This is a genomic window from Piscinibacter sp. XHJ-5, assembly GCF_029855045.1.
Taxonomy (GTDB): domain Bacteria; phylum Pseudomonadota; class Gammaproteobacteria; order Burkholderiales; family Burkholderiaceae_C; genus Albitalea.
Map to the genome: position 1 here is coordinate 1,438,163 of NZ_CP123228.1, position 16,480 is coordinate 1,454,642.

Annotated in this window: 17 protein-coding genes; 8 read left to right on the forward strand and 9 right to left on the reverse strand. The window is 69.9% G+C overall.

Features of this window, described 5'->3' with window-relative positions; translation table 11 throughout:
* Positions 1 to 8: 8 nt before the first annotated feature.
* Positions 9 to 1,427 (reverse strand): amidase, encoded by a 1,419-nt coding sequence (locus tag P7V53_RS06860; RefSeq protein ID WP_280154736.1) that lies wholly within the window; start codon positions 1,425 to 1,427, stop codon positions 9 to 11.
* A gap of 186 nt (positions 1,428 to 1,613) precedes the next feature.
* On the opposite strand from P7V53_RS06860, the gene P7V53_RS06865 reads away from it, so the two are divergent.
* The 6 genes from P7V53_RS06865 (at position 1,614) to P7V53_RS06890 (ending at position 6,800) form a co-directional block, all read left to right on the forward strand.
* Positions 1,614 to 3,122: an FAD-dependent oxidoreductase gene (locus P7V53_RS06865; protein ID WP_280154737.1), complete on the forward strand. Its 1,509-nt coding sequence runs from the start codon at positions 1,614 to 1,616 to the stop codon at positions 3,120 to 3,122.
* A 97-nt stretch (positions 3,123 to 3,219) separates the two neighbouring features.
* Complete coding sequence (locus P7V53_RS06870) at positions 3,220 to 3,564, forward strand: GNAT family N-acetyltransferase (RefSeq protein WP_280154738.1); 345 nt, start codon at positions 3,220 to 3,222, stop codon at positions 3,562 to 3,564.
* Between the two features lie 63 nt (positions 3,565 to 3,627).
* Positions 3,628 to 5,118, forward strand: a complete 1,491-nt coding sequence (locus tag P7V53_RS06875) for a nucleobase:cation symporter-2 family protein (RefSeq protein WP_280154739.1) — start codon at positions 3,628 to 3,630, stop codon at positions 5,116 to 5,118.
* A 91-nt stretch (positions 5,119 to 5,209) separates the two neighbouring features.
* Positions 5,210 to 5,704 (forward strand): hypothetical protein, encoded by a 495-nt coding sequence (locus tag P7V53_RS06880; protein WP_280154740.1) that lies wholly within the window; start codon positions 5,210 to 5,212, stop codon positions 5,702 to 5,704.
* 107 nt (positions 5,705 to 5,811) lie between these two features.
* Positions 5,812 to 6,486, forward strand: coding sequence for a protein-L-isoaspartate(D-aspartate) O-methyltransferase (locus P7V53_RS06885; RefSeq protein WP_280154741.1), 675 nt, complete (start codon positions 5,812 to 5,814; stop codon positions 6,484 to 6,486).
* Between the two features lie 5 nt (positions 6,487 to 6,491).
* Positions 6,492 to 6,800, forward strand: a complete 309-nt coding sequence (locus P7V53_RS06890; protein WP_280154742.1) for an acylphosphatase — start codon at positions 6,492 to 6,494, stop codon at positions 6,798 to 6,800.
* 13 nt (positions 6,801 to 6,813) lie between these two features.
* On the opposite strand, the gene P7V53_RS06895 is transcribed toward P7V53_RS06890, so the two are convergent.
* The 5 genes from P7V53_RS06895 to P7V53_RS06915 all read right to left on the reverse strand — a co-directional run bounded on the left by P7V53_RS06895 (position 6,814) and on the right by P7V53_RS06915 (position 10,065).
* Positions 6,814 to 7,137 (reverse strand): hypothetical protein, encoded by a 324-nt coding sequence (locus tag P7V53_RS06895; protein WP_280154743.1) that lies wholly within the window; start codon positions 7,135 to 7,137, stop codon positions 6,814 to 6,816.
* An 81-nt stretch (positions 7,138 to 7,218) separates the two neighbouring features.
* Complete coding sequence (locus P7V53_RS06900; RefSeq protein WP_280154744.1) at positions 7,219 to 8,355, reverse strand: MBL fold metallo-hydrolase; 1,137 nt, start codon at positions 8,353 to 8,355, stop codon at positions 7,219 to 7,221.
* Between the two features lie 11 nt (positions 8,356 to 8,366).
* Entirely contained in the window at positions 8,367 to 9,119 is a 753-nt protein-coding gene (locus tag P7V53_RS06905; RefSeq protein ID WP_280154745.1) for a hypothetical protein, read from the reverse strand.
* 272 nt (positions 9,120 to 9,391) lie between these two features.
* The gene (locus P7V53_RS06910) at positions 9,392 to 9,787 is read right to left on the reverse strand and encodes a hypothetical protein (RefSeq protein WP_280154746.1); all 396 of its coding nucleotides are present in this window, start codon (positions 9,785 to 9,787) and stop codon (positions 9,392 to 9,394) included.
* Between the two features lie 26 nt (positions 9,788 to 9,813).
* Positions 9,814 to 10,065 (reverse strand): hypothetical protein, encoded by a 252-nt coding sequence (locus tag P7V53_RS06915; protein WP_280154747.1) that lies wholly within the window; start codon positions 10,063 to 10,065, stop codon positions 9,814 to 9,816.
* On the opposite strand from P7V53_RS06915, the gene P7V53_RS06920 reads away from it, so the two are divergent.
* Positions 10,064 to 10,438 (forward strand): hypothetical protein, encoded by a 375-nt coding sequence (locus P7V53_RS06920; RefSeq protein ID WP_280154748.1) that lies wholly within the window; start codon positions 10,064 to 10,066, stop codon positions 10,436 to 10,438. The genes P7V53_RS06915 and P7V53_RS06920 overlap by 2 nt on opposite strands.
* 152 nt (positions 10,439 to 10,590) lie before the next feature.
* Here P7V53_RS06920 and P7V53_RS06925 read toward each other — a convergent pair whose 3' ends face one another.
* The 3 genes from P7V53_RS06925 to P7V53_RS06935 are packed head-to-tail and all read right to left on the reverse strand — an operon-like array spanning position 10,591 to position 15,476.
* Complete coding sequence (locus P7V53_RS06925; protein ID WP_280154749.1) at positions 10,591 to 13,158, reverse strand: TRAP transporter permease; 2,568 nt, start codon at positions 13,156 to 13,158, stop codon at positions 10,591 to 10,593.
* Between the two features lie 5 nt (positions 13,159 to 13,163).
* Positions 13,164 to 14,135 (reverse strand): TAXI family TRAP transporter solute-binding subunit, encoded by a 972-nt coding sequence (locus P7V53_RS06930; protein WP_280154750.1) that lies wholly within the window; start codon positions 14,133 to 14,135, stop codon positions 13,164 to 13,166.
* A 12-nt stretch (positions 14,136 to 14,147) separates the two neighbouring features.
* Positions 14,148 to 15,476 carry an aspartate aminotransferase family protein gene (locus P7V53_RS06935; RefSeq protein ID WP_280154751.1) on the reverse strand — a complete coding sequence of 443 codons (1,329 nt, stop codon included), beginning with the start codon at positions 15,474 to 15,476 and terminating at the stop codon, positions 14,148 to 14,150.
* A 113-nt stretch (positions 15,477 to 15,589) separates the two neighbouring features.
* Here P7V53_RS06935 and P7V53_RS06940 point away from each other — a divergent pair, with 113 nt between their 5' ends.
* Positions 15,590 to 16,471, forward strand: a complete 882-nt coding sequence (locus tag P7V53_RS06940) for a 2OG-Fe(II) oxygenase (RefSeq protein ID WP_280154752.1) — start codon at positions 15,590 to 15,592, stop codon at positions 16,469 to 16,471.
* Positions 16,472 to 16,480: the final 9 nt, after the last annotated feature.

The window sequence follows — 16,480 nt, forward strand, 5'->3', positions numbered from 1 at the left end:
AGCGGCCCTCACCCCGGCGGTGGAGGAGACCGCCAGGGGCCGAGCTCTCGTTCCAGGGCTTGCGCAAAGGCCAGCGTCGTGCGGTCCTCCAGGAACGGACCCACGATCTGCATGCCGATCGGCAGGCCCTCGTCGCCGAGCCCGATCGGCATGGTGGTGGACGGCAGGCCGGTCAGCGTGGCCAGCCCGAGCCACATCGACTGCTCGGTGTAGCGGATCGACTTCCCGTCGACCTCGAGGCGGCGCTGCTCCATCGGGCGGTGGTCGTGCACGAAAGCCGGCGTCGGCAGCACCGGGCACAGCAGCACATCCCACTCGCCGAAGAACTGCCGCCACTGGTGCGCGACGGCCACGCGTTCGCGGTCGGCGTGGATCCAGTCTCGATGGCTCATCGCCAGCGCGGCCGAGGGGTCGTCGCCGGCGGCGGACCTTGCGCGGCGGTAGTCGTCCTCGGGCATGTCGGCGCCGGAGAAGGCGAAGAGCAGGCGCGCCCACAGCGTGGTGACCTGCGCCACATCGGGCAGCAGGCCGCTCTGGCGGCCGATGCGTGCGCCCTGCTGCGCCAGCCGCTCGACGACACCGTCCAGCGCCGACCGCACGGCCTGCGAGGTCGGCACCATCGGATGCTGGTCGACGACGAACACGCGGTGGTCCTTCAACGCATCGTGGCGAGGCGGCGGCAGGGCCAGCCGGTAGGCGACCGCCGGCTGCTCGTCGGGTCCGGCCAGCACGTCGAGCGCCAGCGCCAGGTCGGCGGCGCTGCGCGCCATCGGCCCCGCCACCGCGAGATCGACGTCGACGCCCACCGACAGCGAAGGCGTGCCCGGCGGCGCGAAGCCGCGCAGCGGCACCAGGCCATGGGTCGGCTTGTGCGCGAACACGCCGCAGCAGTGGGCCGGCACGCGCAGCGAGCCGGCGAGGTCGGAGCCCATCTCCAGCGACACGAAGCCCGCCGCCAGCGCCGCTGCGCCGCCGCCCGACGAGCCGCCCGGTGTGCGGCCTGGGTCCCACGGGTTGTTCGTGGTGCCGTAGACCTCGTTGGAGGTCTGCCAGTCGGCGAGCAGCAGCGCCACGTTGGTCTTGCCGAGCAGCACCGCGCCGGCCGCCTTGAGCCGCGCCACCGCGACCGCGTCCTCGTTCACCGGAATGTGCTGGGTGCCGGGGATGCCCCAGGTCGTCGGCAGGCCGGCGACGTTGAACGCCTCCTTGACGGTGATCGGCACGCCCAGCAAGGGCCGGCGCTCGCCGCGCGCCAGCGCCTGGTCGGCAGCGGCCGCAGCGGCACGTGCACGCACGAAGTCGCGCACCACGACGGCATTGATGCGCGCGTCATCGGCTTCGATTCGCGCGATGGCCTGCTCGACGAGCTGCATCGAAGACACCTGGCGCGACTGCAGCGCGGCGACGATCTCTCGGGTGGTGGGCATGTCCATCCTGCGATCGTGCCGCCGCCGCGGCACTCGGCCTTGACGTGGCTTGCGGTCGGCTTGATGAATCTTGCGAAGACGGCTGCGGCGCGCCAATGGCCGCGTTCGCAGGCTGGTGGTGGGCCCGATCGAAGCCCCACGAGCACGGACCGCGCGATGATTCGGCTCGCTGCCGAGGAGACTGCGATGAGCGACCCCGACCTCGCCGGACCCGACCTCACCCAAGGCGTCGACCTTTCCATGCTGGCTCCCGACTCCATGCTGCTGGGCCACGCGGCCGGCGAGGCAGTGCTGCTCGCGCGTTGCGGCGACGAGGTGCTTGCGGTCAGTGCGACCTGCACGCACTACAGCGGTCCGCTGGCCGAAGGCCTGCTGGTGGACGGCACCGTGCGCTGCCCGTGGCATCACGCCTGCTTCGACCTGCGCACCGGCGAGGCCCTGCGCGCGCCGGCGCTGAACCCGATTGGGTGCTGGCAGGTGGACCGGCGCGACGGCAAGGTATGGGTGCTGCACAAGATCGACGCGACGCCGGCGCGCACGGCGCCCGCCGGCGCGCCGCAGCGCATCGTCATCGTGGGCGGCGGGGCCGCCGGCAACGCCGCGGCCGAGATGCTGCGCCGCGAAGGCCACGCCGGATCGATCACGATGCTCAGCGCCGACGAGGCAGGGCCGGTCGACCGGCCCAATTTGTCGAAGAGCTATCTCGCGGGCAGCGCGCCGGAAGACTGGATTCCGCTGCGCCCCATGGAGTTCTACCGCGAGCACGACATCGATCTGCGCCTCGGCGTTCATGTCGACGCGCTGGACACGGCCAGGCGCGAGGTCGTGCTGGCCGACGGCAGTCGCCTGGGCTATGACGCGCTGCTGCTGGCCACCGGCGCAGAGCCGGTTCGCCTGGACCTGCCGGGCGCGAACCTGCCGCACGTGCACTACCTGCGCACGCTGGCCGACAGCCGCGCGCTCATTGCCGGTGCGCAGGGTGCGCGCAACGCGGTCGTGATCGGCGGCAGCTTCATCGGCCTGGAGGTCGCCGCGTCGCTGCGCGCGCGCGGCATCGACGTGCAGGTGGTCGCGCCCGAAGCGGTGCCGATGGAGAAGGTGCTCGGTCCGCAGATCGGCGCGCTGGTGCGCCGCACCCACGAGCAGCACGGCGTGCGCTTCCACCTCGGCACGACGGCCGTCGAGATCACGCCGCAACAGGTGGTGCTGAAGAACGGCGAGACGATCGAGGCCGACCTCGTGGTCATCGGCGTCGGCGTGAAGCCCGCGATCGCCCTGGCCCAGCAGGCCGGACTGGCGGTGGACCGCGGCGTGCGGGTCGACGAGTACCTGCAGACCAGCGCGGCCGGCGTGTTCGCCGCCGGCGACATCGCACGCTGGCCCGATCGCGTCAGCGGCGAGCCCGTGCGCATCGAGCACTGGGTCGTTGCCGAGCGGCAGGGGCAGACGGCAGCGCGCAACATGCTCGGCCGGCACGAGCGCTTCGACCAGGTGCCGTTCTTCTGGACCGAGCAGTACGACCTGACGATCGCCTACGTCGGCCATGCCGAGCGCTGGGACGAGATCCGCATCGACGGAGACGTCGAGGCGCGCGATTGCCGGCTCACGTACGTGCGCGACGGCAGGACGCTCGCCGTCGCCACGATCGGTCGCGATCTCGAGAGCCTGCGCGCCGAGCGCGCGCTCGAGGTCTGAGCGGCGCTGCCGGGCACGCTCCGCGTGGCCCACCCTACGCGGGATGTCGCCGCTGTCCTACAGGCGCCGGCCGTGACCCCAACTACCTTAGAAGGGCATGGAACCGACGACCATCCGTCCGATGGCCATCGCCGATGCCAGGGCCGTTGCTGTGCTCGCGCAGCAGGCCGGCTATCGCACGACAGGCGACGAGATCGCTCGCCGTCACGCCGCGGTGATGAGCCTTCCACACAGCATGCTCTACGTCGCTCACGCAGCCGACGACATCATCGGCTGGGCTCACGTGCACGGCATCTTCGACCTCCTGAGCGACAGCTACGCTGCGGTGCTCGGGCTGGGGGTGCGTGCCGATCTGCGCGGGCGGGGAGTGGGCCGCGCCCTGATCGACGAGTGCCGGCGCTGGGCGCACGCGAACGGGTTTCCCGACCTGCGCCTGCCTTAGGTCACGCCGAGGTACGGTCGTTGCTTGCAACATCGTGCCTTCCCGACCGTTCGAGGAGCCGCCATGACCCCGCGCATTCATCCGGTGGACGAGAAGCTGCCCGCTGTGCGCCTGGCCGCGCTCGGCGTGCAGCATGTGCTGGTGATGTATGCCGGGGCGGTCGCGGTGCCGCTCATCGTCGGGCGTGCGCTCAAGCTCTCGCCCGAGCAGGTGGCGCTGCTGATCTCGGCCGACCTGTTCGCCTGCGGCATCGTCACGCTGATCCAGTCGCTGGGCGTCACGCGCTGGTTCGGCATCCGGCTGCCAGTGATGATGGGGGTGACCTTCGCGGCCGTCGGTCCGATGGTGGCCTTTGCCAACGCCATGCCCGGCGTCGACGGGGCGCGAGCGATCTTCGGCGCCATCATCGGCGCGGGCCTGGTGTCCATGCTGCTGGCGCCCCTCGTCGGCAAGCTGCTGCGCTTCTTCCCGCCGGTGGTCACGGGCACCATCATCGCGATCATCGGCATCAGTCTCATGCGCGTCGGCGTCGGCTGGGCGATGGGCGGCCCGCCCAACCTGGCGCAGAGCGTCGACGTGCCCAGGCTGATCGCGATGGTCGACAGCGCCAAGGCCGCAGCAGCGGCCCCGGTCGCGCCCGGCGCGTCGGCGCCGGTGCCCAGGCTTGCGGGCCCGATCCCGATGGTCGACAACGCCCAGTACGGTGCGCTGGACAACATGGCCATCGCCGGGGCGGTGCTCGCGTTCATCCTGCTGCTGGTGAAGTACGCGAAGGGCTTCGTCGCGAACATCTCGGTGCTGCTCGGCATCGTCGGCGGCTGCGCCGTCGCTGCCGCGTTGGGCAAGATGAGCTTCGACAAGGTCGCCAAGGCGCAGTGGTTCGACCTGGTGACGCCCTTCGCCTTCGGCATGCCCACCTTCGATGCGGTGATGATCCTCACCATGGTGCTCGTCATGGTGGTCGTCATGATCGAGTCGACCGGGATGTTCCTGGCGCTGTCCGAGATCACCGGCAAGCAGATCGATGCGCCGTCGCTGTCGGCCGGCTTGCGCACCGACGGCCTGGGCACCCTGATCGGCGGCATCTTCAACACCTTTCCGTACACCAGCTTCTCGCAGAACGTCGGCCTCGTGGGCGTGACCGGCGTGAAGAGCCGCTACGTCTGCGTGGCGGGCGGCGTGATCATGATGGTGCTCGGCCTGCTGCCCAAGATGGCCGCCTTCGTCGAGGCGATTCCACCCTTCGTGCTGGGCGGTGCGGGCCTGGTGATGTTCGGCATGGTGGCCGCGACCGGCATACGCATCCTGTCGACGGTCGACTTCAAGGGCAACCGCCACAACCTCTACATCGTCGCGCTGTCGATCGGCTTCGGCCTCATCCCGCTGGTGGCGCCGCGCTGGACCCAGCAGATGGCGCATGGCCTGCATCCGCTGCTGGAAAGCGGGATCCTGCTGACGGCCTTCGCGGCCGTCGTGCTGAACCTCTTCTTCAACGGGGCACGCGGCGACCGGGCCGCGGCAGTCGAAGCCGCCCGGACCTCGGAAGTGCACTGACCGCGGGGCAGGCCCAAGCACGCCTCGCCGGGATGAATCGCGGCGCGCCGTGCGTACTCCGACCATTCCACCGCAAGACGAAAGGCCTTCCATGAAAAGCTTCCGCCTCACCGTCACGGTGTGCGCCTGTGCGGCGCTGGGCGCGTGCGCGACGCGCTACGGCCCTCAATCGCTCGACAAGGGCGCGACGCGAGCGCAGGTCGAGCAAGCGCTCGGCACGCCGACGGGGCGCTATCCCGGACAGGCGGCCGAGCGCCTCGAGTACGCGAGGGGACCGGCCGGCCGGCACACCTACATGCTCGACTTCGGCGCGGACGGCAAGCTGCTCGGCTGGGAGCAGGTGCTGACCGAAGGCCGATTCGATCAGCTGCGCGCCGGCATGTCCCGCGATGAGCTGCTGGCCGCGGTGGGACATCCGTCCGAAGTCACGCGGCTGCCGTGGCAGCGCCAGGAACTGTGGTCGTACCGCTACGAGACGCCGTTCTGCCGCTGGTTCCAGTTGGCTCTCGATCCGGCCGGGAGCGTCGTCGACACCAGCTACGGCCCGGATCCCCTGTGCACCGGCAAGCCCTCTGCATCGCCGTGATCGATGCGGGCTGCCGAAGCGGCCTGCGAGGCGTCCCATTCGTGTGGAGTGGCGACGGCGCTCGGCGTAGGATCGGACGAGGGCCGAGCGCCCCGCCGGAACGCGCGATGAGCGACGAAGAGTTTGCGGAACTGCGCCAGGGCATGCTCGCGGAGATCGCGGCGCAGGCGATCTATGCCTGCGCCCGTCTGGGCAAGGCTGCCTTGAGCCCGCGCGTGCTCGAGGCCCTCGCCAAGGTGCCGCGCCACGAGTTCGTGCCTGTCGAGCTGCGGCCTTACGCCTACGCCGATTCGCCCCTGCCCATCGGGTTCGGCAAGTCGATCTCGCAGCCCTTCGTCGTCGCCGTCATGACCGACCTGCTCGACGTTCGTCCCACCGACCGCGTGCTGGAGATCGGCACCGGGCTGGGCTACCAGGCGGCCATCCTGGCCGAGCTGGCCCAGCGCGTGTACAGCGTGGAGCTGCTTGCCGAGCTGGCGGAGCAGGCGCGCCGGCGTCTGATGCGGCAGGGGCATGCCAACGTGCAGGTCATCGTCGGCAACGGCTGCCATGGATGCCCCGAGCACGCGCCGTTCGACAAGATCGTGGTGACCGCTGCGCCGGACCTGATCCCGCCGGCGCTGATCTACCAGCTGAAGCCCGGAGGCCGGATGGTGCTGCCGGCGGGCCTGCCCGACGACCAGCAGCTGATCCTGGTCGAAAAGAGTGCTGACGGCGTCGTGTCGACCCGCGACATCTTCGCCGTGCGCTTCTCGCTGCTCGAGGACACGGAGCCCGACTGAACGCGATGGACAGCGACAGCCGTCAAGCAGCGATCGAAACCCGGCTGGTGCGGGTGCACGGCCGCGTGCAGGGCGTCGGCTACCGGTACGCCTGCGTGCAGCAGGCACGCGTGCTCGGCCTGACGGGCTGGGTGCGAAACCGCATGGACGATTCCGTGGAGGCCATGCTGCAGGGAACGCCCGGGCAGCTGGCGCGCATGTGCGACTGGATGCGGGACGACATGCCCGCGGCGCTGGTCGAGAGAATGGACGTCAGCGACGTGCCCGCACCGTTTCCGCGCTTCGACCGGTTCGAGCAGCGGCCGACGCTGTAGGGGCGGCGCACGCTCAGTCGACGAAGGTCGCTCTCACCAGGCGCCACTCCTGCGGGCCGGTCAGGCTGCGCGAGCATCCCAGCGGCTCGGGCTCCGCACCGGGCTTGAGGTCGGATCGCGAGCGGTCACCGGTGCCCACGCCCATGTGGTAGCGGTCCAGCCAGACACGAAGCGTGCGGCTGGGATGCGCGTTGCGCACGAGGATCTGCACGCCGTCGCGGGAGACGCAGGTGGAGGTCGGTTCCTCGACGAAGCGCACGAAGGTCGAGGGGTCGTCGGCTGCGACGATGCAGGGCGAGGCCAGCGCGCCGATGAGGAGCAGGGTCACCCGGAACATCGCAAGATGATCGCATGTCGCCAGCCCGGGACCTGAACGAGGACGCGGCAAATCCTGACCCGGGTGAGGGTGGGCGCCGCTTCAGCGCACGCCTTCCCACCACGAGGTCGACCGGAACTCCAGGTCGGCGTTCACCCACTCGCCCAGGCGTGGCGTGACCAGCTCGACCCCGGTGCGGCGGGCTTCCGCCACCGCGCGGCGGATCGGCTCGTCCCAGTCGTGGTATGCGAGATTGAAGGTCGACCAGTGCACCGGAAACATGCGCTTGCCCCGCACGTCGCGGTGGACTTGCACGGCTTGCTCCGGCGGCATGTGAATGTCGACCCAGGAGGCACCGGGACCGTAGGCGCCGATCTTGATGAAGGCGATGTCGAACGGTCCGAGGCGCGCGCCGATCTCCTTGAAGTGCGCGGAGTAGCCGGTGTCGCCGCTGTAGAAGAACCGGTGCCGCGGACCGACCACCGACCAGCTGGACCACAGGGTGGCACTGCGGTCGGACAACCCCCGGCCGGAGTAGTGGCGTGTCGGGGTGCAGACGAACTGCACGCCGCCCAGGGTCCGCTGCTGCCACCACTCCAGCTCCTCGATCTGGGCGGGCGCGATTCCCCACCGTTCCAGGTGGGCACCGATGCCCAGTGGAACGAAGAACCGGGTTCCGCGCGCGCCGAGGTGGCGCACGGTGTCCATGTCCAGGTGGTCGTAGTGATCGTGCGAGATGAGCACGGCGTCGATCGGGGGCAGGTCGGCCAGCGCGATCGGCGGCCGGTGGAAGCGCCGCGGCCCGACGGGCAAGGGCGACACCTGCTCCGCGAACACCGGGTCGATCAGCAGGCGCAGACCGTCGAGCTCGACATAGACACTCGCGTGGCCGATCCAGAACGCGCGCAGTGCGTCCGGTGCCGGCGCCGCCAGCGTTGCCTTGTCGACCGCCAATACCGGCACCGGCCCGGGAGGCTCGCGCACCTCGTCGCCGGAGAACTGGCGGACCACGTAGTCGCCCAGCGATGCCAGGCTGGTCGGCGCCTCGGGCTGCAGGTTGATGAAGCGGCCATCCCGGTATTGCGGATTGGCCATCGCGCGCTCCAGCCGGGCACCGCTCATGCGGGCGCCGAACTGCGGCTGCGACAACACGGCCCAGGCCGCCGCGGTCAGTACCACGGCCACCGCTGCCAGCACGACGAGGCTGCGCACCAGCCAGCGTGCGACACGGGATCGCATCCGGTCGTGCCTCAGTTCGGCTCGCCGGCCCTGCGGCCGCTGGCCGCGCGGTGATCATGGCGCGACCCCACGCGAATCAGGCGCGGCTCGGCGCCGGCGGCATCGGCCGCAGACACCTGCCGCTGCACCTGCTCCGCCACCGTGCGCGCCCACTGCGTCCGCTCCAGCGCTTCCTGGGCGCGGACGATCTCTCGCATGAGAATGCAATCGGCCCCGCGAAGCGGCCCGCGGTCGCGCAGCACCTGCTGCCGGTACTTGTCTGCCGACGGATTGCGCGCTGCCGCCATGCTGTCGTAGAGCCACGGATGCTGCTCGTTCAGCTGCCCGACGTAGAGCCCCACGGTGCCGTGGGCAAGCTCGAGATGCAGCGTGCCGAAGCCGGCGTAGGCGCCCGCGACCAGCGCACACACGCCTGCCAGCACGCAGGCCATGCTCAACAGCTGCGTCACCCGATAGGCACCATCGCCGAAACCCACGGTCAGTGCCTGAAGCGCGAGGCAGAAGCCACCGACGGTCACCAGGACTGCGCCGAGCCGGAAGGCATGGCGCAAGCGATCCGATCTGGGGCGAACCGGGCTGCGCTCGAACTCGGCCTCGAGCGTGCAAAGCTCGGCATCCGACAGGCCCGCGATTTCCCGGGCGCTGCCGAGCTCGGTCTGCACGGCCACGCGTTCGGTCCACCGGGCAAAGGCCAGCTGCGGGGTGATGACGCTGCTGTGGGGCGAGTAGAACTGACGGGCCTGCATCAGGCGCTGCCTGCTCACGAGTGAACCGTCGAGGATCTGTTGAAGTAGCGACACAGCCGTTCCCTTTGATCGCCCGGCATCGGGTCCGGGCTTGGGCCTAGCTTGTCAGCACTGCGGCACGCCAACCACCCCCGATCCGTTGGGCCTTCAGATCGGGGGATGCCCGACCGCCAGGGAGCCCGAGCGCGCGAGCGCTGTGCCTGCCCGCGAAGTCAGTGATCACGCGCCGCCCCCGATGAAACGGGCACTGGCGGCAGACTGACGCGCCGGCGCAACTCTCGCCGCGTGCTTCACCGCGCCACCAGCCACTCCGGATTGAACCAGCGGTCGGCATCGCCGTCATACGGCAGCCGGGTGATGTCCCAATGCCGGATGAAGCGCGCGTAGGCGTCCCACACCGGCGGCCCGCCGCCGATGAACACCACGCGGCCCTCGTAGCGGGCAAGGACGTCCTGCGGACGCTCGCCCGAACGGATGGCGACCACGGTGCGATCGGCCTTGGCGAAAGCGGGAACGCTCGCCACCGTGCGCGGACCCGCGAGCAGCACATGGCCTTGCGTGATCGCGAAGAAGCGCTCGACGTCCGCCACGTACTCCCGCTCGCGGCATCCTTCCCACGGCAGGCGGCCGGCCAAGCCGAGTTGACCGCGCCGTCCGATGGCGCAGATCGACCGCACGTCGATCATGACCGGCTCACCGGCCGCACCCGGCGCTAGGACCGGCCGCGTTGGTCGCGCGTGTCTTCCGCGTCCTTGTCGATCTCGGAGCCGATGTCGGCGTCCGGACGGGGCGACATCGCGCCGGCGCCTTGGTCGAGGTTCGGCTTGCGCTGTTGCTTGCCGGCGGCGTCGGGCCGCTGCGACATTGCGCCGGCGCCCTGACTGAGGTTCGGCTTGCGCTGGGAGGCGGCTTGATCCTTGGAAGGACTCGAGCCCTTGCCACTGCCTTGCTTGTGCTGTGCCATGGATCTTCTCCTTCATGTGAATGAATCGAGCTCACGAATGGCGCCTGCACGCCTGCTCGATCCGCTCGACTCGGCGCGCGCCGGCCGGCTCATGCCCCCGGCGCGGTTTGCGGGAGCGATGCGTTATTGCGAGGGCGCCGACGCCGCTGACTTGGATTTCTTGAAGTCGTCCTCGGCCTTCTTGAGGCAATCGCGTTGCGCCGCTTCGCCCGACATGTTCTTGCAGGCCTGCTGGGCCTCGGCCAGCGATCCGCCCTTCTTGCTGCGCGCCCCGGCCGCCGCCGCGTCGTCCGGCGTCGTGGTCGGCGTCTCGCGCAAGGTGGGATGGGTGGGCGGCGTCGAGGGCGACGGGGCGGTCTGGGCGGAGGGCTGAGCCTGCGTGGCGGGTGTCGTTTGTGCAACGACCGCAGTCGCCGCTCCTGCCAACAGCAATGCACCGATCGTGCAAGCAGTGTGAGGTTTCATCATGGACCTCTCGTAGTACGGATGGGAGCAGAAAGCGGGCAATTGCCGTTCCCGCATGGATCAGGCCGATGCGGGTTGCCAAGCCGGACGGCGTCCCTGCCGCCACCACACCGCCAGCGCCACCAGCGCCGCCGGGATGAAGACCCAGTTCGGCGAAGGTCGCTGCGGGTTCGGCAGCTTGAGCTCGACGATGCGATAGCCCTGCTCGACGCCCAGCTTGCGCGCGCGGCTGCCGAACTTGACGGCGGCGATCTCGATGTCGCTGCCCAGCTGGCTCAGCGTGACGCCTGCGTCGCGCAGCCGCTCGCGGCCGTTGACGCCGCGGCCCATCGGAAGGGCCACGGTCTTGTTCTGTGCATCGCCGGCCAGCGTCTCGCCGGCGATGCCGACCACCAGCCAGTCGTCCTCCTCCAGCGTGTCGGCCACCTTGTAGAGATCGGCAGCGGGTGCGCTCACGTAGCGCGGCGCGATGCGGTCGATCACCCAGTCGGGCCGGAAGAACAGGAAGGTCGCGACGAGCAGCGCGGCGACCTCGAGCCAGCTGCAGCGCGCGCGGAACCAGCGCATCGTGGCGGCCGCGAAGAGCAGCGAGGCCACCGTGCCGGTGATGCAGACCACGACCACCTGGGCCCAGGAGTGCACGCCGATGAACAGGATCTGCGGATTGAAGATGAAGACGAAGGGCAGCACGGTGGTGCGCAGGCTGTACCAGGTGGCCTGCATGCCGGTCTGGTTGGGATCGGCGCCCGAGATCGCCGCCGCCGCATACGAGGCCAGTCCGACCGGCGGCGTCACGTCGGCGAGGATGCCGAAGTAGAAGACGAACAGGTGCACCGCGATCAGCGGGATCACCAGCCCGGAGCGCGCACCCAGCTCGACGATCACCGGCGCCATCAGCGTTGCCACCAGGATGTAGTTGGCGGTGGTCGGCACGCCGGCGCCGATGATGAGGCAGATGATCGCGGTGAGGACGAGCATCACCAGCACGTTGCCCGCGGACACCAGCTCGACGAAGTCCGTCATCATCAAGCCCATGCCGGTGAGCGTGATCACGCCGACGATGAGCCCGGCGCTGGCGCACGCGACCCCGATGCCGATCATGTTGCGCGCGCCCAGCACGAGCCCTCTCCACAAATCGGCCAGGCCCTGGCGCCACGCGCGTTGCAGCGGGGCCTTGCTGAAGAGGGCGAGCATCACCGGTTGCAGCGGCACCATCGCCATCACGGTCACGGTGGCCCAGAAGGCGGACAGTCCTGGCGACAGCTCTTCGACCATCAGGCACCACAGCAGCACGACGATGGGAATCATGAAGTGCAGGCCGGCGCGCACGGTGGGCCACGGCTCGGGCAGGTGCACGTCGGCGGCCAGCGGGTCGTCCACCGGCACCGGCGGATGGCGCGACGCGTAGGCCATCAGCATCACATAGGCCAGCGCCGTGAGCGCGGCCAGCACCCAGCCGGCCGCCGACCCGGTGAGCGCCTGCACGCCGGTGATCAGCGCGTAGATCGCGCCCAGCGCGACCAGCGTTCCCGATACGCCGAGGCCCCAGCCGAGCAGGCGCTCCCGCCACGCCGGTATGCGGCTGCGCACCAGCGGCTTCAGGTCGTGCTTCAGCGCCTCCAGGTGCACGATGTAGAACAGCGCGACGTACGAGATGACGGCCGGCAGCGCGGCATGCTTGATGATCTCCGCGTAAGGGATGCCGACGTACTCCACCATCAGGAAGGCGGCCGCGCCCATCACCGGCGGCATGATCTGGCCATTGATCGACGACGCGGCCTCGATCGCGCCGGCCTTCACCCCCGAGTAGCCGGTGCGCTTCATCAGCGGGATGGTGAAGATGCCGCCCGACACCACGTTGGACACCGACGAGCCCGACACCACGCCGTTGAGCGCGGAGGACACCACCGCCACCTTGGCCGGTCCGCCGCGAAGGTGCCCGAGCAGCGCCAGCGACACCTGCAGCATGTAGTTGCCGGCCCCGGCGATGTCGAGCAGGGTGCCGAACAGCACGAACAGGAAGATGAACTGCACCGAGACGCCCAGCGCGACGCCGTACACGCCTTCGGTGGTGAGCCACATGTGCGAGATGAAGCGCGACAGCGACGCGCCGCGGTGCTGGATCACCTCGGGCATGTAGGGGCCGGCGAACACGTACAGCATGAACAGGCCGGTCGTCACCAGCATGCCGAAGCCCATCGCCCGGCGCGTGGCCTCGAGCATGATCAGCACGCCGGCGATGCCCACGACGATGTCCATGCGCGTGGGCGAGCCGGGCCGCTGTGCGAGCTCCTTGTAGAACAGGAACAGGTAGGCCGCGCAGAACGCCCCGACCAGCGCCAGCAGCCAGTCGGTCCAGGGAATCACGCGGCGCGACGAGCGCTGGAAGGCGGGGAAGGCGCAGAACGCCAGGAACACCGCGAAGGCCAGGTGGATGGCGCGCGCTTCCGTGTCGTTCAGGATGCCGAAGCCGAAGGTGAAGGGCAGCGGCGATGCATACCAGAACTGGAACAGCGACCACGCGCCGGCGATCAGCGCGAGCGCCGCGCCGACCGCCCCGGCAGGCTCGCGTCCGCCGAGGTCGGCTTCCTTGACGAGCTGGTCGAGGTCGGGGGTGGCGGTGGCCATGGACCTCAGTTCACCCAGCCCTTCTCCTTGTAGTACCTCAATGCGCCCTCGTGCATCGGCGCGCTCAGCCCGTCCTTCACCATGCTCTCCGGCTTCAGGTTCACCAACGCCGGATGCAGCTTCTTGAACTCGTCGAAGTTGTCGAACACCGCTTTCACGACCGCATACACCTGGTCGGCAGGCGCCTTGGACGAGGTGACCACCGTGGCCAGCACGCCGTAGGTCTGCGTGGGCTCGGGGTTGTTGGGGTACAGGCCGCCGGGGATGGTGGCGCGCGCGTAGTAGGGCTTGTCGGCGACCAGCTTGTCGACCGCGGAGCCGGTGAGCGAGACCAGCCTGGCGCCGCAGGAGGTGGTGGGGTCCTGGATGTTGGCCGACGGATGGCCCACGCCGTAGAAGAAGCCGTCGATCTTGCCGTCGCACAGCGCCGGCCCGTGCTCGTCGGCCTTCAGCTCCGAGGCGAGCGAGAAGTCGCCGAGCTTCCATCCCATGGCCGCGAGCAGCTCTTCCATCGAGGCGCGCGTGCCGGATCCCGGGTTGCCGACGTTGAAGCGCTTGCCCTTGAAGTCGGCGAAGGTCTTGACGTTGGCTTCCTTGCGCGCCAGCACGGTGAAGGGCTCGGGGTGCACCGAGAACACCGCGCGCAGGTCACCGTAGGCGCCGCCGTCCTTGAACTGCGCGAGGCCCTTGACCGCGTTGTACTGCACGTCCGACTGCGTGAACCCGAGGTCGAGCTCCCCCGCCTTGATGGTGTTGACGTTGAACACCGAGCCGCCGGTCGATTCGACCGAGCAGCGAATGCCGTGCTTGGCGCGGTCCTTGTTGACCAGCCGGCAGATGGCGCCGCCGGCCGCGTAGTAGACGCCGGTGACGCCGCCCGTGCCGATGGTGACGAACTTCTGCTGCGCGGCGGCCGGTGCGCTGGAGAGGGCGGCGGCCAGGAGTGCCGCGGCGCTGGCGAGGGGTCGGATGCTCATCGGTCGAAATCCTCAGGTGTTGATGGAACGGTCGAGGGCTGCCGCGAAACGCTCGACGATGACGGCGAGTTCGGCGTCGCTCACGATGAAGGGCGGCGCCAGCAGCACGTGGTCACCATACCGCCCGTCGACCGTGCCGCCCATCGGGTAAAGCATGAGACCCGCGGCCATGGCCTCGGCCTTGATGCGCGCATGCAGCCTGCGGGAAGGATCGAACGGCTGCTTCGTCGCGCGGTCCTGCACCAGCTCCACACCCCAGAACAGTCCGCGCCCGCGGATGTCACCCACGTGCGCATGCTCCCCCAGCGCCGCGCGCAGCATCGCCTCGAACGATGCACCACGGGCCCGCACCGCCTCGAGCAGCCCGTCGCGCTCGATCACCTGCTGCACCGCGAGCGACGCCGCGCAGGCCACCGGGTGGCCCAGGTAGGTGTGGCCATGCTGGAAGAAGCCGCTGCCGTCGCTCATCGCATCGACGACGCGCGCCTGTGCCAGGACCGCGCCGATGGGCTGGTAGCCCCCGCCGAGACCTTTCGCGATGGCGATCAGGTCGGGCGTCACGCCTTCCTGCTCGCAGGCGTGCAGCGTGCCGGTGCGGCCCATGCCGCACATCACCTCGTCGAGGATCAGCAGCACGCCGTGGCGGTCGCACACCTCGCGGACGGCGCGGAAGTAGCCCGGCACCGGCGTCAGCACGCCGGCGGTGGCGCCGCCCACCGTCTCGGCGACGAAGGCGATCACGCTGTCGGCGCCGAGCGCAACGATGGTCTGGTCCAGCTCCTCGGCCAGGCGCAGGCCGTAGTGCACGGCGGTTTCGCCGGGCAGCTGCTCGCGGTACGGATAGCAGGGCGAGACGTGGGTGGCCGCGATGAGCATCGGCGCGAAGGGCGCGCGCCGCCACGCGTTGCCGCCGATCGACAGGGCGCCCAGCGTGTTGCCGTGATAGCTCTGGCGGCGGGCGATGAAGCGGCTGCGCTGCGGCTGTCCGGTCTCGACGAAGTACTGCCGCGCCATCTTGAGCGCCGCTTCCATCGCCTCGGAGCCGCCGCTCACGAAATACGCGTGGCTGATCCCCGCCGGTGCCGTCTTCACGAGCTGATCGGCCAGCGCCTCGGCCACGTCGGTGGTGAAGAAGCTGGTGTGGGCATAGGCCAGGCGGTCGATCTGCGCGTGCATGGCGGCCAGCACGTCCGGATGGCCGTGGCCCAGGCAGGACACGGCCGCGCCGCCCGACGCGTCGAGGTAGCGCCGGCCCTGCGCATCGGTGAGCCACACGCCCTGGCCGGTCACGGCAACAGGCGGGTGATGGTGCAAGTGGCGGTGAAGCACATGGGTGGTCATGCAAACCCTTCATTCAGGCGGTCGGCGCGTGTAGAAACGACACGCGCTCGCGCCTCCTGGCTATATTCACGAAGTGCCGGCGGAACCGCAAGCGGCGAGGGGAGTGGGGGAAGATGAGCTCCATCATCGAGGAGGATTCGGCGGCGCTCGACAAGGCGGCCGGTGCGCGCGACTGCGTCACCATCCGCGGCGTCACGCTGCCGCTCGACGGCCTGGTGCAGCCGGAGCGCCTGCTGCCGGCGTCGGTGAGCGCGCTGAAGCAGGCCTTCGCCGGCGCCGAGCCGTTTGCGCATCTGGTGGTCGACGGCCTGTTCGATGCGCGCCTGCTCGAGCTGGTGGCCGAGGAGTTCGACCTGCTCGAGGCCTCGCGCTGGCGGCGTTCGCAGGATGGGCTGCACGAGGTGACCCTGCGCTCGCTGCCCTCCACGCGGCTCGGCCGCGCGGCGGAGCTCTACTTCGCCACCCTGCATTCAGGCTGGTTCGTCGACTTCCTGCAGCAGGTGACCGGGGTGGATCGCCTCATCGCCGACCCCGCGCTGTGGAACGGCGGCTTTCACGAAGCGCGCAACGGCGGGCGCTTTCGCATCCACACCGACTTCAACAAGCATGCGCACACCGGCCTGGACAACGAGATGGTGCTGATCACCTACCTCAACCGCGACTGGAACGCCGAGTGGGGCGGCGCGCTCGAGCTGTGGCGGGCCAAGCCCCGCGAATGCGTGCGCCGCATCGAGCCGGCGTTCGGCCGCACGGTGCTGATGCGCCACAGCGACGTGAGCTTCCATGGCCATCCGGTGCCCCTGGCCATGCCGCCGGGGCAGGTGCGCCGATCGGTGGCGGCGTACTTCTACAGCAACCGCGCGGACCAGCGCGGGGTCGCGCCGCACGCGTCGCGGTACATGGACAGCAGCGTGCTGCGATGGATGCGCATCGCCGGGCGGGAAGTCGTTCCACCGGTGGTGTGGAAGGCGGCGAAGAAGCTCGTGCGGCGGTGAAAGCCCTCA

Bases quoted from the DNA above. Each gene is read 5' to 3' on its own strand.
- P7V53_RS06860 (WP_280154736.1), bottom strand. From the start codon at position 1,427: ATGCCCACCACCCGAGAGATCGTCGCCGCGCTGCAGTCGCGCCAGGTG.
- P7V53_RS06940 (WP_280154752.1), top strand. From the start codon at position 15,590: ATGAGCTCCATCATCGAGGAGGATTCGGCGGCGCTCGACAAGGCGGCC.
- P7V53_RS06920 (WP_280154748.1), top strand. From the start codon at position 10,064: ATGGATCTTCTCCTTCATGTGAATGAATCGAGCTCACGAATGGCGCCT.
- P7V53_RS06890 (WP_280154742.1), top strand. From the start codon at position 6,492: ATGGACAGCGACAGCCGTCAAGCAGCGATCGAAACCCGGCTGGTGCGG.
- P7V53_RS06915 (WP_280154747.1), bottom strand. From the start codon at position 10,065: ATGGCACAGCACAAGCAAGGCAGTGGCAAGGGCTCGAGTCCTTCCAAG.
- P7V53_RS06925 (WP_280154749.1), bottom strand. From the start codon at position 13,158: ATGGCCACCGCCACCCCCGACCTCGACCAGCTCGTCAAGGAAGCCGAC.
- P7V53_RS06885 (WP_280154741.1), top strand. From the start codon at position 5,812: ATGAGCGACGAAGAGTTTGCGGAACTGCGCCAGGGCATGCTCGCGGAG.
- P7V53_RS06930 (WP_280154750.1), bottom strand. From the start codon at position 14,135: ATGAGCATCCGACCCCTCGCCAGCGCCGCGGCACTCCTGGCCGCCGCC.
- P7V53_RS06910 (WP_280154746.1), bottom strand. From the start codon at position 9,787: ATGATCGACGTGCGGTCGATCTGCGCCATCGGACGGCGCGGTCAACTC.
- P7V53_RS06895 (WP_280154743.1), bottom strand. From the start codon at position 7,137: ATGTTCCGGGTGACCCTGCTCCTCATCGGCGCGCTGGCCTCGCCCTGC.
- P7V53_RS06880 (WP_280154740.1), top strand. From the start codon at position 5,210: ATGAAAAGCTTCCGCCTCACCGTCACGGTGTGCGCCTGTGCGGCGCTG.
- P7V53_RS06875 (WP_280154739.1), top strand. From the start codon at position 3,628: ATGACCCCGCGCATTCATCCGGTGGACGAGAAGCTGCCCGCTGTGCGC.
- P7V53_RS06900 (WP_280154744.1), bottom strand. From the start codon at position 8,355: ATGCGATCCCGTGTCGCACGCTGGCTGGTGCGCAGCCTCGTCGTGCTG.
- P7V53_RS06865 (WP_280154737.1), top strand. From the start codon at position 1,614: ATGAGCGACCCCGACCTCGCCGGACCCGACCTCACCCAAGGCGTCGAC.
- P7V53_RS06870 (WP_280154738.1), top strand. From the start codon at position 3,220: ATGGAACCGACGACCATCCGTCCGATGGCCATCGCCGATGCCAGGGCC.
- P7V53_RS06935 (WP_280154751.1), bottom strand. From the start codon at position 15,476: ATGACCACCCATGTGCTTCACCGCCACTTGCACCATCACCCGCCTGTT.